Here is a 13,276-nt window from a genome sequence, read left to right as displayed (position 1 = left end):
GGTTTCGATCACCTTGCAGGCCGGATCCTCCGGTGGTCTCCATGCCAACCACGCACTACCGGCGCGGCGGGACGAAGACATTGCGTCCGGCGTCCCCTTGCCGCATCGAAAATTCTCTGCGGTGCGGAACATTCGCCTCCATGCCGGGTTTACCCACGCTTGAGACAAAGGAAGCTCTTTCATGGAACAAGCGTCACCCCTTGCGCGTCACCGCGATGACGGACCGGTCCTCACCTGGGGATGCCTCGGCCTAGACAGCCATGACGAGCTGTCACACATCGCCCTGACCCGGCGTGTGGCGGATTTCCTGGGCAAGGAATACCACGGGCGCCTGGAGGATTACCGCTGTTCGCGTCGCCCCTATTGTGTTCCTCGCGCCACGCTGTGCGGCGCCGAGTGCAGCCCCCATCTCCCCTACCCCGGCGAGGGCGATTTTCTGGGCGGTCAGGTGAGCCATCCGATGGCGGCCACAAAAGCCATCGTGCATCCGCTCGCACCGGACGAGGCGCTGGATCCGACCTGGCCCGGCTCCTTTGCCCGTGTCGCAGCGGATCTCACCCTCCCCGGCTTTACAGCCACCACCAGCCGCGGCGCGATTGCCGCAGGACGAAAACTGCTGCAGGCTGGAGACATCCGCATCAAGCTGGTCAGCGCAAGCGGCGGGACGCAGCAACAGGTTGCAACCTCACTGGATGAATTGTTTTACGTCATCGACACTCTGACCGGTGACGATGGCCTTTTCGACTGCCTTGTGCTGGAGGAGAACCTCACGGATGTGAGAACCTTCAGCGTCGGTCAGATCATGCTCGGCGGCGTGTCGGCAGCCTATATGGGCGAGCAGCAACTCACGCTCAACAACCAGCGGCAGGAGGTCTATGGCGGGTCCTGCCTGCAGGTGTCACGCGGACGGCTATCAGATCTTGTCGAGGCGTTATCCGGTGAGGAAAGGAACCTGTGCGAACTCGGCATGCGGTTTGATCACCTGGCCACCAGACATCTTGGTCTGGTGGCCTCGCGGCGCAACTATGACCTCATTTCCGGCCGCGACAGCCGCGGCAGGATCAAGCACGCGGTGCTTGAACAATCCTGGCGGGTGGGTGGCGCCAGCGGTGCGGAAATCGCCGCACTGAAGGCCTTTGCCCATGACCCCGACCTGCACAAGGTTCAGGCTTCAACTGTGGAACAATATGGCGACGACATCGTTCCTCCGAGGGATGCGGATGTCTATTTCCACGGTGTGGACCCGGAGCTGGGGCCGCTGCTGAAATACAGTCACGTGCAGGATGCAAGGTGAAAAAGAAGGATGCACAGATCAAGGTCGATGGTGTCGAGATGGCCGGCCATTTCTTTGAACCGGCAACCGGCTTTCCGGGTGTGCTCTTTGTGCACGGATGGGCCGGGAGTCAGAAACGTGACGAACGCCGTTCCAGAGCAATCGCGCAATTGGGATGCATATGCCTGACCTTCGACATGCGCGGCCATGGCGACATGCACGAGCATCTCAAGACTGTCACGCCTGCGGAGAATCTGGCCGACGTCTGTTCCGCCTATGATGCCCTTGCCCGCCACCCCGGCGTGGATTCCGGTTCGATCGCCGTGGTGGCCAGTAGTTACGGAGCCTACCTGGCCACACTTCTGACATCCTGCCGGTCGGTGAGATGGCTGGGGATGCGCGTGCCCGCCCTCTACGAGGACGAGGCCTGGGAGGTTGCCAAATACTCGCTGGACCGCAAGGAGCTGCAGGATTTCAGGAGTGCGCAGGTGCCGGTTCGCTCAAACCGTGCCTTGCGCAGTTGCACGGATTTCCAGGGTGATGTGCTGATCGTGGAATCGGAAAACGATCACCTGATCCCGCATGCGACCATCGCCAGTTACATCGCTTCATTCGTGAAAGCGCGCTCGATCACCCACAGGCTGATCGAGGATGCCGACCATGCGCTGTCCACTCCGGCCAGCCGGCATGCCTATGACGATCTGCTTCTGGGCTGGATACGGGAAATGGTGCTCAACGCCCGCTGATGCGTCTGGCGCCACGCATCGGGTTGGTGCCGGGGCGCACACACCCGCCGCAACAACAGACGCAAGGACAACAGAGGAAGGTGATGACATGGTCTACAAGAAACGGGAATATTTCGGTGAGCCGGCAGATCCCGAACGCGCGAAAGCGGCGCAGCTCGAGGCGGACGTCGCCGCGGCCTTGGCGGCCAGCGGAAAGTACGACGCGGCGGATGTCGAGGTCACGGTGGTGTCGGGATCAAGCATCATCCTGAGCGGTTGGGTCACCGATGAAGCTGAACTGCGCAGATGCATGGAAACCGCCGCGGCCGTTGCGGGAGTCCGGCATGTGGAAAGCGCCATCACCGTACGAAGCAGCCCGCCTCCCCTTGGCAGCGAAGTGTAGCTACTTGCGCCCTGGATAGGGATCGGTCGCGATCAGCCTGGCCAGATGCAATGTGTTGCGCACCATCACGTCGATGGCGGATTGAACCTTCTGCGGCGGTTCGGGCAGATCGATGAAATTGGTAGCACTCATCGCTTCTCCGACCCAATAGGCCACCGCGTTCGGAGCCAATGTGAACCCGACATCGTTGAGCGCCTGATACAGCTCGGCTGAAACATGGTGCGCCCCATCCTCGTTGCCGACGACGGCAACAGCGGCGATCCGACCGTATGACACCATCCTGCCCTGATCGTCGGTTTCGGCCAGGAATGCATCCATCCGCTCCAGCGCACGCTTGCACACACTCGACGGCTGTCCCAGCCAGATCGGCGTTCCCAGGATCAGAATATCCGCGGCGAGGATCTTGTCACGGATCATCGGCCATTCGTCGCCCTCTCCCTCGTCGGAGGTGACGCCCGGCTGGATGGCATGGTCGGCCAAGGCAACGACCTCGCACTCGACCTTGTGGCGTTGCAGTTCGGACGCGATCAGCCCAAGCATATGCCCGGTGGAAGATGTGCTCCGGTCAGCCCCGGACTTGAGGGTTGCGTTCAGTGCAATGGCTTTCATGTCATTCCATCAGGACCTGCATCCTGCTCCCATACCGTTCGCCGGCTGTGGTGCCGGACCTCGTTTCCTGGATCATGTGATTTTGTCGTGCCGCGGCCGATCAGCAACCAGGCCGCTGCCTTTGCCGAACATCGGCGGAGACAATTTGTTCCTGCCCGACCGCGATTGAGCGCGGGCCGAAACTTTTTTGGAACTTCGGCGCCGCTTCATGGTTACCCGCCTGAACGCAAAGAGGAGAGACCCATGAAACATCTTGTATTCGCCACAGCTTTGCTTGCGCTCGGCGCCTGCAGCGCCACCGAAAGGGGAGCGGCGGTGGGCGGCGTATCCGGCGCCGCGATCGGTGGCGCTGTCAGCGGTGATGTTGAAGGCGCCATTGTCGGTGGCGCCGTCGGCACCGTGGCCGGCGCGCTGATCGGAAACGCGCAGGAACCGGGCAAGTGCTATTACCGGGATAGCCGCGGACGTCGCTACACCGCCGACTGCCCGTAAATTCCAGAACCGCAAACGCCCTGCCGGCCCGCATCGGTTGCCGGGCCGGCCTTGCCGCACCATTGCCGCCCCGGCGACAGCCGCAAGCAAACGGCGGCAAACAACACCTACAGCGGATCGATACCAGTGCGAGGCTGGGGGTAATCCGACGAGACCGCCGATCGTTTGCTCCCCCGCTCACTCCGACTTCCCGATAGCGGGAGCGGCAGCGACGCAGTGACGGCATCAATCAGATCCAGCGGCTGACTGAGCTTGCTTACCCACCGGCATTTGTCGAATACGGGATCATGGTCGCCTTGCTGCCGCGTGGTAGTCGTGTGGACCACGAACGGAATGTTTCTGGCCAAAAGCATACCGGCAAGCCCGGACCACACAGCATCCGCAAGGCTCACCCCGAACACAACACTGTCAGGATCGTTGTGCCTGATCCAGCCCATGGCCTCCAGGCCGGAGCGGAAAGGGCCGCCGACCCGGAATCCAAAGTAATTCAACCGTTGCTCGACCTCGAATCCGATGAGCGGTTCATCTTCCAACACCAACACCAAAGGCATGCGCTCGCGCATCGTCAATCTCCTCGTGGATTGAATGAGTTCGAAGTATAGATTTGCTTTGTCTTGCTGTCCGCATCGGTACGTTAAAAGACGAAGTAGGAATGGCACCAGACAACATGCTAGGAGTTGGTATCGGTCTCAGATTTTTTAGGGCGTGACCGACTGAGAGATAGCGTTTGCTCTTGCCCCAATGGGAGAGAGCAATGTCTGGATTAGTGCAGTCGGCTGTGCGCAATCGGCTCCTTCAGCTCATGTCGCAGGATGACTTCCACCGCTTGGCGCAATATCTCGAACCTGTGGAACTGCCCAACAGGTTTGCCATTGCCGAGGCAGGCGAATTCTCGCATCACGCCTATTTCGTTGACTCCGGCATTGCATCGATCGTGGCGGAATCGCCGGAAGGGCAGCGCGCCGAAGCTGGTCTGTTCGGGCGTGACGGATGGGGACCGGTGTCCCTTCTGATCGAAGCCGACAGCCACCCACACGACATTTTCATGCAACTGCCGGGCGCCGGCCACCGTATCGAGCGCGGCCCCTTCCTCGCGGCAATGGCGGCGAGTTCTGACCTGCGCCGTGTGCTGATGACCTATCTGCACACGCTTTCAACCCAAACTGCCTACACCGCTTTGTCGAACGCGGTTCACCAGATCGACGAGCGGCTGGCCCGTTGGCTGCTGATGTGTCACGACCGCGTCGACGGCGATGAAATCCCGCTCACCCATGAGTTCCTGTCGCTGATGCTGGCCGTGCGGCGGCCGAGCGTCACCACCTCCCTGCATGTGCTCGAAGGCAATCGTTTCATACGCGCCGAGCGCGGCTTCATCACCATCCGGAACCGCGCCGCGATGGAATCCTTCGCCGCCGATACCTACGGACGACCGGAAGAGGAGTATCATCGCCTGCTCGGTCCGATGCACTGACATCGCTTGCCGAGGCACGGATCCTGACTGACGCCACCCGGATTGCGCTGACGGCGGCAAACGCCATCCGAGCCATTTGTCGCGTCTGGTCCAGGACAACAGGCTCAAGCTCCACCCCTAACCTCTCGCCGATTGGCCAGTCGCCGGTTGGCTTGCCATGGACGTACGGCTCTGTTTCAGCGGTTCGAGCAGCAGCCGCATTTCCGCCATGGTCGCGGAGAAGACAGCGAAGCCGCTTGTGGGCACGGCTCCGGGGTCCTCCTGTGCATCAGCAAGCGACCACCGTTCGTCCAGCTCGGTAAGCAATGCGCCGACGTCGACATCATGCTTGACCACATGCAGCAACAGCCATTGCAGGACATGGCGCTGCGCAATCAAGCGGCCCTCGATTTCGACCGCTGACATCTCGGGCATGTCAAATCTCTCGTCCATGGCGATACGTCCTCCATCTGGTTGTTGAGCCGGTCAGACCGGGCAAGGAAGAGAAGGCCCCGATCCGCGAAAGCTTCGCGCCTGCACATGTCAAAGACCACAGCGGCACAATGGTTCCCTGCAGGACGTCGCCGACGCGTTGGCCTGGAACATTTCCACCGCACCGACGTTATGACCGCAACAGGAGATTCTGTGGTGAAGAAAACGCAACAGCAACGGTCCTACCCGGCGAGAAAGGCCCGGCAGGGTGACATCATCTTGCGCACGCCGGCCCGGCGCCTTGTGTTTGGTCTGGGACTGGTGGGCCTTGTTCTGCTAGCGGCCGCACTTGCCATTTTTGTGCCTTGAGGCCAGCGCGTTCCCGCCTGTGCCGCACCCCGCCAGCGCTGCATCAAGAACTGGAGCGCTCTTCAGCGCTTCCCTCCAAACCGTACCGCATTTGCTTCAAAACGGGTGGAACCAACATAACAACCGGGCGTTGACCGTTGCATTCGTATGTTTGAAGAGGGAGGGTGCCATGAGTACGCGATCGAATGACCTCCCGCCCAAAGAGCGGGATTCTGTTCAGGAGGAGGTCGTTGATCTGATTCCGGCACTGCGGGCCTTTGCCCGAACTTTTTGCAGAAATGGGTCCGACGCAGACGATCTCGTTCAGGAAACTCTGACAAAGGCTTTGGCCAATGTGGAAAGATTTCGACGCGGCACGCGGTTGAAGTCTTGGCTGTTCACGATCATGCGCAACACCTTCAACACACGCTACAAGATCGAAACCCGCGAGCCTCCGGGCTTCAAGGATTGTGTGTCAGCCGACGTTCAATGTGATCCCACTCAGGAGTGGTGTTTTCGAGGCCGGGAACTGCTTACCGCCATCGATCGGTTGCCTATGCACTACCGGGACGTCGTTGTTCATGTCGCCATGGGCGAAAGCTACATCGCCACCGCTGAAATGTGCGACTGCGCTGTCGGCACGGTCAAGAGCCGTCTCTACCGGGCCCGGCAATTGCTCGCCCGCGACCTTGGAGAGGACGACGACGAACCCTGGAAAACTGGCAGCGGTTGACAAGCGGATGGTCGTCGCGAGCGGTCTTGAAAGCGGCATGCGGGCTGAATCAGCCACACCACCTTTGCTGCGTTGTGACCCTGATGCGCCCCTCTTTCGAGGACCAGAGTCACATTGAAAACCCGGGAAAACGAAATAGCCTTGGTGCGAGAGATCAACAAGAATTTTCGACCCTTGACTGATCTAGCGAGCAGGAGAAAACCGTCTGTGATATCTTGCCGACATGGACGCAGAATATGCAACGTTAATCAGCGGGTTCGGCGGCGCACTACTTGGTGCGGTGGTTGGAGGTGTAATCTCTTGGGTACTGGCAAGACAGTCAGCTGCGAACACAACCAATCGGGACAGAGAAGCTAGAGACCAAGATCAGAAAGGACAGGCACTTAGACTGATGGTGAAAGCGTCCTTAGTGCTGTCCGACGTGGTCGCCATCAAAAGCTCAATTGACCAATCTCTCTCCGAGGCCAACGAAAGAGGCTTGTCCCACTATCCGGTCTGGCGTCGCGTGCTGCCAATAGTATCTAGCAACCAAATTTACCAGATAGAGGCCGCTGAATTGGCGCCATTGATGGAGGCTAGGGCGAATGAGATTGTCTACGCCGCAACTGACATGCTTATGCAGCACAGTACTCTAATTGCTGCTCTTGAGAGCTATTCCGAGAAGCGGGGAGAGCTGAAAAAAATATTGAAACGCCATACGGCAACCGCGGACGGTGTAATTACTTCTGAACTCACCGAAAGTGAAGTTGCCGAGATGGCACCCTACGAGATTGAGCTTGAAAGTTTGATAAAGGAAATCCGTTCTCGTTTGCACCCCGTCCAAGAGCTTGCTGAGAAAGTCACCTTCGGAATAGGCCCTGCCATACAAAAGCATTATGGAGACAGAAATTTCCCGGTATTTGTAGCTAATCAACCGGGCAAGAGACCCACATCCGACCAAACGCCATAGTCGCGCGCGCATAGGATCAATTCAAAACGTGAACATTAGACGCTGCCAGGTGTAAAAAATGCCAGACCCTGTAAAAAGCCCGGCGCACGAGACCCGTCAAGCCTTTGAATTAATGGTGGGCGCGCACGGGCTCGAACCGTGGACCCGCTGATTAAGAGTCAGCTGCTCTACCAACTGAGCTACGCGCCCCACCTGCCCCGCTACCGGGACGAAACGGCGTATAGACCGGATGACAGCCCGTGTCCACACTGTTTTTCACATGATCCCGACACGTTGCAACAAATACAGTGTCAAGCACAACAGCGCCGGTTTGCCCGGCCCGGTGACCAAGGCATGTCGCGGCCAAAGGCATTTACCTTGACCATACCGCTAATGCATTCAGTCACACAGATCGAGCGGCCTTTATACCTTGCCACCGGCGTGCGCGCGAGGCCTTCGGGCCCGAAACGGCTCAAAGACGAAGTGGCAACCGCGCCGGAGACATCGGGCTCTCAGGATCATGCGGCCTCGACAACGGATCCAGCCGGGATCCCCTGCCGGGCTCAGATCAACAGCCGCCCCTCGGCGATCCGCACCGCCTCTCCGCCGATCCGGACATGGGACACATCCGGGCCGGTGCAGCTGATGTGCAGATGGATCAGCGACGGCCGGCCCATTTCAACGCCCTGTTCGATCACCAGCGCATGGTTGCCCTCCAGCAGACCGTCGAACTGGTGAATGGCGCCCGACAGCGCAGCCGCCGCCGAGCCGGTCGCCGGATCTTCCGGGATACCGTCGCCGGGCGCAAACATCCGGGCATGAAAGCACGCTTTGTGATGCATCCCGCCACGGCAATACACATAGGGATAAGCCAGTTTCCCGTCCCCCATGGGCGCCACCCGGTCCCATTCCGCCGCGTTGCATTCGGCCTTGGCAGCCGCCGCCTGATCGTGAACCGGCACCAGCACGAAGGCAACGCCAGCACTCCACAACGACACCCGATGGTTTTCAAAACCGATCTCGTGCGGGTCGAGACCGAGGGCGGCGCCGATGTCGGCCGGTTCGATGTCGATATCAAGACGGCGCGACAGCCGCGGCAGATCGAACTCGGCAAACCCCGCCTCGCCGGGCCGGATGCGAACGGCACAGCGCACCGCCCCGATCACCTCCTCCAGCATCTTGACCATGTCCATGCCATTGGCCGGCGCCGCGCCGCCAAGACGGCGATCCGCAAGGGCGATGGCAGCGCCGACGGTGGGATGGCCGGCAAAGGGCAGTTCGCGTTCGGGCGTGAAGATCCTGAGCCGCGCCGTGTGCGCCGGGTGTTCGGGCTTGAGCACAAACACGGTTTCCGACAGGTTGAATTCGCGCGCGATCATCTGCATCCGGGCATCGCGAAGCTCATCGGCGTCAAACACCACTGCCAAAGGGTTGCCGGCAAGCGCCGTTCCGGTGAAGACGTCATAAATTGCGTAATCCGTCATGCGTTGCCCCGGCCCCTCGCCAATGCGGCGGACGCGGTTGCGCCGCCTGCCTTTGGCCATATCCTATCCGTTTTCATCCGCCTGCCAACTGCTCTGAGACCCCGGTGCGGCAAAATGAAAATCGATCATCGCCTGCATATAGGGGGTGACGGTCGGTCCGGCGTCACCGGGCGCGCGCACCACCACCACGTCCTCGATCTCCTGTTCCGCATCGGTGCGGATGTGCTCGCGGATCCGTTCGACCAGCAGCGCCGCGGGCTGACCAAGCCGGAACCGGCGGAAAATCGCCACCCGGCGGCCCCGCCGCCAGCACCACAGGCGCTTCTCCGCCGCAGCAAGGGTCAGGTCGCACCCGGTCTCCTCCATCGCCTCGCGCAGGATGCTGCCTTCGACATTGACCTGGCCATCGCGAATGTCGCTCTCGTCAAGGGAGCCGGCCGGCGCATAGACCCTGCCGGCATTGGCGGTCTTCGCCGCCATGCGGATCAGCAGCATGGCGTTGTCCGACGACAGCATCACCGCCGAGCCGAACAGGTGCCAGACATCGGCCTCGGGCTGGGTTTTCACCCAGTGCAGCAGCGCCGCATAGGGCGCCCGGTGACTGGTCCCGGCAATGGTTCCATCCACCAGCCGCAAATCCCGGTGCATCATCACCGTGCCGTTGAACAGCCATGGCCGCTCGATCTGTTCGCGCGCCCAGTGCGCCGCGATCGCCTCCCGTTCGGCGGTTTGCCAGGGGTGCTCGCCCTCATCGACGCGCAGCCGGACCGCCTCGAGGCTGAACACCCGGTTCAGGGGAATGCGGGAGACCGTCATCACTCAGACCATATCGAAGCTCATTGCCACCGGGCAATGATCCGACGCCTTGGGCCGGTCCCAGCCGGTACGCGGGTAGCGGTCGACCTGCTGGCCCTCGGGAAACAGGGTCCGCCAGGGCTGGCCGGCGCGAACAATATCGGGCAAGCGGTCGCGGTTGCTGCGTGTGAGCGCCGGTGAGGCCAGCAGATAGTCGAGCTGGCACAGATGCCGCTCCTGCGGCCCGCGGGTGTGATACAGCGTCCAGCGGTCCAGCTCCGGTCGCCGCGCCACCACGTTTTCGGCAAAACCGCCCGCCGTCAGAAGCCGCACTGCGCCGCCTTCGGCCTGTTCGGGCACGAACTGATAGCCATTGCGCCGGTCGCCGGTGATCACCAGCTTCTCGGAATAATCATTGAAATCGCCGGCAATGACGTAGCGCTTGCCGCCGCCATTGGCTCCGAACCGGTCGGTGATGATCTTGCGCACGCCGCGCGCTTCGGCCATCCGCACCGGGGAGGTTCCGGTACGGCCATCGATGCCGTTGCGCGAACTGCCCATCGATTTGAAATGCACCACATAGATCGTCAGCCGCTTGGTGCCGATCCTGACATCGACCTCGAGGCAATCGCGCTTGAACACCTTGTCATTGGGATGGGCATGGCCCTCAAGGTCCGGCGTGTAGAGCCCCATCGCCTCGTAGCTCAGATGCGCGTGGCTGGTGACGTCAAGCACGTCAATCGGCGCCCCGTCGAGCGTCTTGTCCCGGGTCATCAGCGCCAGGTTGATGCCGCGGCTGTCATTGCCTTCGATCAACACCTTGTGGCGGTAGCCATCGCCGATCATCTTGAACAGATAGCCATATTCGAAGCGGTGCAGCGTATCGAGATTCTCCACCTCCTGCAGGCACAGGATATCGGCATCGGCCTCGGCGATCGCCAGCGCGGTCAATTGCCGGGTGTCGTCGGTCAGCGATACGGCGCGGGCGATCTCGGCCTGGCGGTACTGCGCTTCGGAGGTGAATTCATACAGCTGCGACACCCGGTCCTGCCGCAACTCGTTGCGAAACCCAGAGAAATCGAACCGGCTCATCAGGTTCTCGGCGTTGAAAGTGGCAATGCGAACGCTCATGCGGGGTCCTGGTTCTGCGGTGCAAACGGTTTCTGCCGCCGGGCCCCGAGCCTAGTCAGCCGCGCGAGCTGCGGCAAGGCCAAACCGGCAGTGCCCGCCTCAGCCTCCGTTGACGAGCCCCAGCACCAGAGTCTGCACCGCACCGCCATCGCCCATCTCGATCCGGTCGAATTCGCGGCCGCGGGCCCGCTGCTCGTCCGACAGCCGCTTGAGATGGGTCTGCAGCTCGGCCCGGACCTTGTGGCAGCCGGGATCGTTCGGGGCGCTCAGACCGACGCTGACATCCTCGATCGCTTGCACCATCTCGATGATGTGCTGCCCGTGCACCCGCTCATGCGCCGCCAGCCCGTCGTAAAACCGCTTCCAGCGCGAGGCCACGCCCTGCGGCAGGCCATCGCGCGGTTTGGGCAGGGTATAGGTGATGATCAGCTTCGGCACGTTCCGCGCGATGACGCAACTGCCGTCGGCACGCTCCCGGTAATCACGCCCCCAGGTCAGCTCGAACGTGGTGTGGGCAATGGTGCGGCGGCCGCCCGAGATCACCGGCCCGGTGGTGCCGATCGACTGGTAGAGTTCAGCCCCGGACCGGCCCGATACCGGATAGGTCCTGACCTGTTCGGCAGCCGTCCAGGCCAGTGCCTGTTGCACGGTCATCAACAGGGCGGCGGCAGCGGACACCACCGCTCCGGCGGGCAGACAACGAAACAACAGCGACATGCGGGATCTCCGGGCAGGATTTGTCTCAACATCTAGAGGTCCCGCCCGCGTCTTTCAACGCCCTGTGCCGGATCTTCCGCTCAGGCGACGGGGGCCGGAGCCGTCTTCGCTGCGGCATCGCGGCTGGCGGTGATGGCCCAGGCCGGACGGGCAAACAGGAACCGGCCGTACCCGGTCGCGCCGATCAGCCGGTAGAGGATCAGCGGCCCGGCCACCGCGGCAAGCGTCACCAGAAGCGAGATCAGGCCGGCGCCGAGCCCCGGCGCCAGACTGACCAGCAGCGTCCGGGTGAGCGCCATCGGCAGGAAGAACGCCAGATAGACGACGATGGAATGCTCGCCGGCATGGCGGAAGAACCGGGCCACCAGACCCGTTCGGCCATTCAGCAGCGCCGCGGCGGAGACGATCGCCAGCGCCCCGGCAAAGCCGAGCCCCAGCCCGACAAACGGCAGTTCGGACGGCCGTTCGGCAAATGCTTGCAACCCTGGGGTCAGCGGCAGGAACACCAGCGCCGCGTTGACCACGGCCCAGAGGGCCAGAAAAACCAGCCCCGCCCTGCGGTTGCGGTCGACCCAGGCGGCGGCCTGGAAGATCAGCGGAGCGCAGGCATAGCCGGCGAAGAAATAGACGTACCGCGCGGCGAACTCGTCAATCAGCAGCCATCCGGTGGCCACCGGCAAGACGCTGAGCCAGGCCGCCCAGGCAAACACCCAGGCCTTGGGCAGGGTGCGCAGCGCCCGCGTCAGCAGGAAGAACAGCGGCAGGATATAGATGAACCACAGCGTTCCGAACGGTTCGACAAAGGCCATCAGATAGCCCTGCAGCGCCACAGCACCGCCCTGTTCCATCGCGGTAAACGGCGCCTTGAACCCGAACTGGATGGTCAGCCACAGCACGTAGAAATAGACAAAATGCACCACCTTGCGGTCGAAATACAGCCGCCATGGCCGCTCGATGGTCAGCCCCAGAAACAGCCCCGACAGCAGGAAGAAATCCGGCATCCGGAACGGTTTGGCGAAGGCGGTCAGCCCGTGCAGGAAGCCTGTGGCGCCCATCGCCGCCTCGACGCCGAGGGTGGAATGCATCATCACCACGAACAGGATGCAGATGCCCTTGGCGATGTCGACCCAGCCGACCCGGTGTGGCGCAAATCGAAAAACCGGTGACATGATCCGCCTCCCGTGGCTCAGCAGTGTTGCGGCTTGGGCCAGTGTCACCGCCTTGCCCTGAAAAATGGGTTAGGCGATGGCTGAAAATGCGCCGCATGGTCAATGCCGGGTTAACGCGGCGCCCAGGGGCTGGTCGCACCACATAGCGATTTGCCGTAACGGCGAGACCTTGCACGCGGGAATTGTGCACAGCATCAACTTGGCGTTGCTATTTTGAGTGAGACGGCCGAGGGTTCGGTCAGCTCATCCCGAGCGGGAGATGTGACCATGAAACGATGCCTGGCGCTGCTGGCGATGATATCGCTGCTTTCCATCAATCTTGCCCATGCCCATGGCGGCGGCTGCCGCAAGAGCTCGCCACCGGGCCAATGCTGCCACATGGACAATAGAACCGGCCAGGTGCACTGCCATTAGGCGACCCAAAGGACGGGATGCTGATTTCCCCAAATTCCGTCATGCCGGACTTGATCCGGCATAAAGCCGGGCGAGCGTCCGCGAGCGGAAAGACGTTATGCCGCCCACATCCGCCAGACTCTCCCGCGCCTGCTGATCGCAGGCGCTGCCGGGCACCCCTGCCGCCATCCGGG

General features: G+C 61.8%; 16 protein-coding genes and 1 tRNA gene. 8 read left to right on the top strand and 9 right to left on the bottom strand.

What is annotated here, in order from left to right; all coding sequences use genetic code 11:
• Positions 1-181 precede the first annotated feature (181 nt).
• The 3 genes from PZ897_RS14420 to PZ897_RS14410 all read left to right on the top strand — a co-directional run bounded on the left by PZ897_RS14420 (position 182) and on the right by PZ897_RS14410 (position 2,401).
• Entirely contained in the window at positions 182-1,294 is a 1,113-nt protein-coding gene (locus PZ897_RS14420; protein ID WP_275753199.1) for a DUF3182 family protein, read from the top strand.
• On the top strand, positions 1,291-2,019 hold the full coding sequence (locus PZ897_RS14415) for an alpha/beta fold hydrolase (RefSeq protein ID WP_275753198.1): 729 nt from the start codon (positions 1,291-1,293) through the stop codon (positions 2,017-2,019). Before PZ897_RS14420 ends, PZ897_RS14415 begins: the two co-directional genes overlap by 4 nt.
• Before the next feature lie 88 nt (positions 2,020-2,107).
• Positions 2,108-2,401, top strand: a complete 294-nt coding sequence (locus tag PZ897_RS14410) for a BON domain-containing protein (protein WP_275753197.1) — start codon at positions 2,108-2,110, stop codon at positions 2,399-2,401.
• Here PZ897_RS14410 and PZ897_RS14405 read toward each other — a convergent pair whose 3' ends face one another.
• Positions 2,402-3,010 carry a flavodoxin family protein gene (locus PZ897_RS14405; RefSeq protein ID WP_275753196.1) on the bottom strand — a complete coding sequence of 203 codons (609 nt, stop codon included), beginning with the start codon at positions 3,008-3,010 and terminating at the stop codon, positions 2,402-2,404.
• A 243-nt stretch (positions 3,011-3,253) separates the two neighbouring features.
• Here PZ897_RS14405 and PZ897_RS14400 point away from each other — a divergent pair, with 243 nt between their 5' ends.
• Complete coding sequence (locus tag PZ897_RS14400) at positions 3,254-3,502, top strand: glycine zipper domain-containing protein (RefSeq protein ID WP_275753195.1); 249 nt, start codon at positions 3,254-3,256, stop codon at positions 3,500-3,502.
• A 107-nt stretch (positions 3,503-3,609) separates the two neighbouring features.
• Here the strand turns inward: PZ897_RS14400 and PZ897_RS14395 are convergent, their stop codons facing one another.
• A complete protein-coding gene (locus PZ897_RS14395; protein ID WP_275753193.1) occupies positions 3,610-4,065 on the bottom strand; it encodes a hypothetical protein in 456 nt (151 codons plus the stop codon).
• 191 nt (positions 4,066-4,256) lie between these two features.
• Here PZ897_RS14395 and PZ897_RS14390 point away from each other — a divergent pair, with 191 nt between their 5' ends.
• Positions 4,257-4,973, top strand: coding sequence for a Crp/Fnr family transcriptional regulator (locus PZ897_RS14390; protein WP_275753191.1), 717 nt, complete (start codon positions 4,257-4,259; stop codon positions 4,971-4,973).
• A gap of 117 nt (positions 4,974-5,090) precedes the next feature.
• On the opposite strand, the gene PZ897_RS14385 is transcribed toward PZ897_RS14390, so the two are convergent.
• Positions 5,091-5,405 (bottom strand): hypothetical protein, encoded by a 315-nt coding sequence (locus tag PZ897_RS14385; protein ID WP_275753189.1) that lies wholly within the window; start codon positions 5,403-5,405, stop codon positions 5,091-5,093.
• A 517-nt stretch (positions 5,406-5,922) separates the two neighbouring features.
• On the opposite strand from PZ897_RS14385, the gene PZ897_RS14380 reads away from it, so the two are divergent.
• Together PZ897_RS14380 and PZ897_RS14375 are read left to right on the top strand one after the other, a co-directional pair.
• Positions 5,923-6,465, top strand: a complete 543-nt coding sequence (locus PZ897_RS14380) for a sigma-70 family RNA polymerase sigma factor (protein WP_275753187.1) — start codon at positions 5,923-5,925, stop codon at positions 6,463-6,465.
• Positions 6,466-6,688: 223 nt separating this feature from the next.
• Complete coding sequence (locus PZ897_RS14375) at positions 6,689-7,414, top strand: hypothetical protein (RefSeq protein ID WP_275753185.1); 726 nt, start codon at positions 6,689-6,691, stop codon at positions 7,412-7,414.
• Positions 7,415-7,527: 113 nt separating this feature from the next.
• Here the strand turns inward: PZ897_RS14375 and PZ897_RS14370 are convergent.
• The 6 genes from PZ897_RS14370 to PZ897_RS14345 form a co-directional block, all read right to left on the bottom strand.
• A tRNA-Lys gene (locus PZ897_RS14370) sits at positions 7,528-7,603 on the bottom strand.
• Between the two features lie 353 nt (positions 7,604-7,956).
• On the bottom strand, positions 7,957-8,877 hold the full coding sequence (locus PZ897_RS14365; protein WP_275753240.1) for a PhzF family phenazine biosynthesis protein: 921 nt from the start codon (positions 8,875-8,877) through the stop codon (positions 7,957-7,959).
• Positions 8,878-8,940: 63 nt separating this feature from the next.
• Positions 8,941-9,693, bottom strand: a complete 753-nt coding sequence (locus PZ897_RS14360) for an NUDIX domain-containing protein (protein WP_275753184.1) — start codon at positions 9,691-9,693, stop codon at positions 8,941-8,943.
• A gap of 3 nt (positions 9,694-9,696) precedes the next feature.
• The gene (locus tag PZ897_RS14355) at positions 9,697-10,803 is read right to left on the bottom strand and encodes an endonuclease/exonuclease/phosphatase family protein (protein ID WP_275753182.1); all 1,107 of its coding nucleotides are present in this window, start codon (positions 10,801-10,803) and stop codon (positions 9,697-9,699) included.
• Positions 10,804-10,902: 99 nt separating this feature from the next.
• Positions 10,903-11,520, bottom strand: a complete 618-nt coding sequence (locus PZ897_RS14350) for a DUF922 domain-containing protein (RefSeq protein WP_275753181.1) — start codon at positions 11,518-11,520, stop codon at positions 10,903-10,905.
• 80 nt (positions 11,521-11,600) lie between these two features.
• A complete protein-coding gene (locus tag PZ897_RS14345) occupies positions 11,601-12,689 on the bottom strand; it encodes an acyltransferase family protein (protein WP_275753179.1) in 1,089 nt (362 codons plus the stop codon).
• Positions 12,690-12,956: 267 nt separating this feature from the next.
• Here PZ897_RS14345 and PZ897_RS14340 point away from each other — a divergent pair, with 267 nt between their 5' ends.
• Entirely contained in the window at positions 12,957-13,103 is a 147-nt protein-coding gene (locus PZ897_RS14340) for a hypothetical protein (RefSeq protein WP_275753177.1), read from the top strand.
• Positions 13,104-13,276: the final 173 nt, after the last annotated feature.

The organism is Hoeflea sp. YIM 152468, assembly GCF_029210485.1.
Classification (GTDB): domain Bacteria; phylum Pseudomonadota; class Alphaproteobacteria; order Rhizobiales; family Rhizobiaceae; genus Hoeflea.
This window is presented reverse-complemented; position numbering and strand designations above follow the sequence as displayed.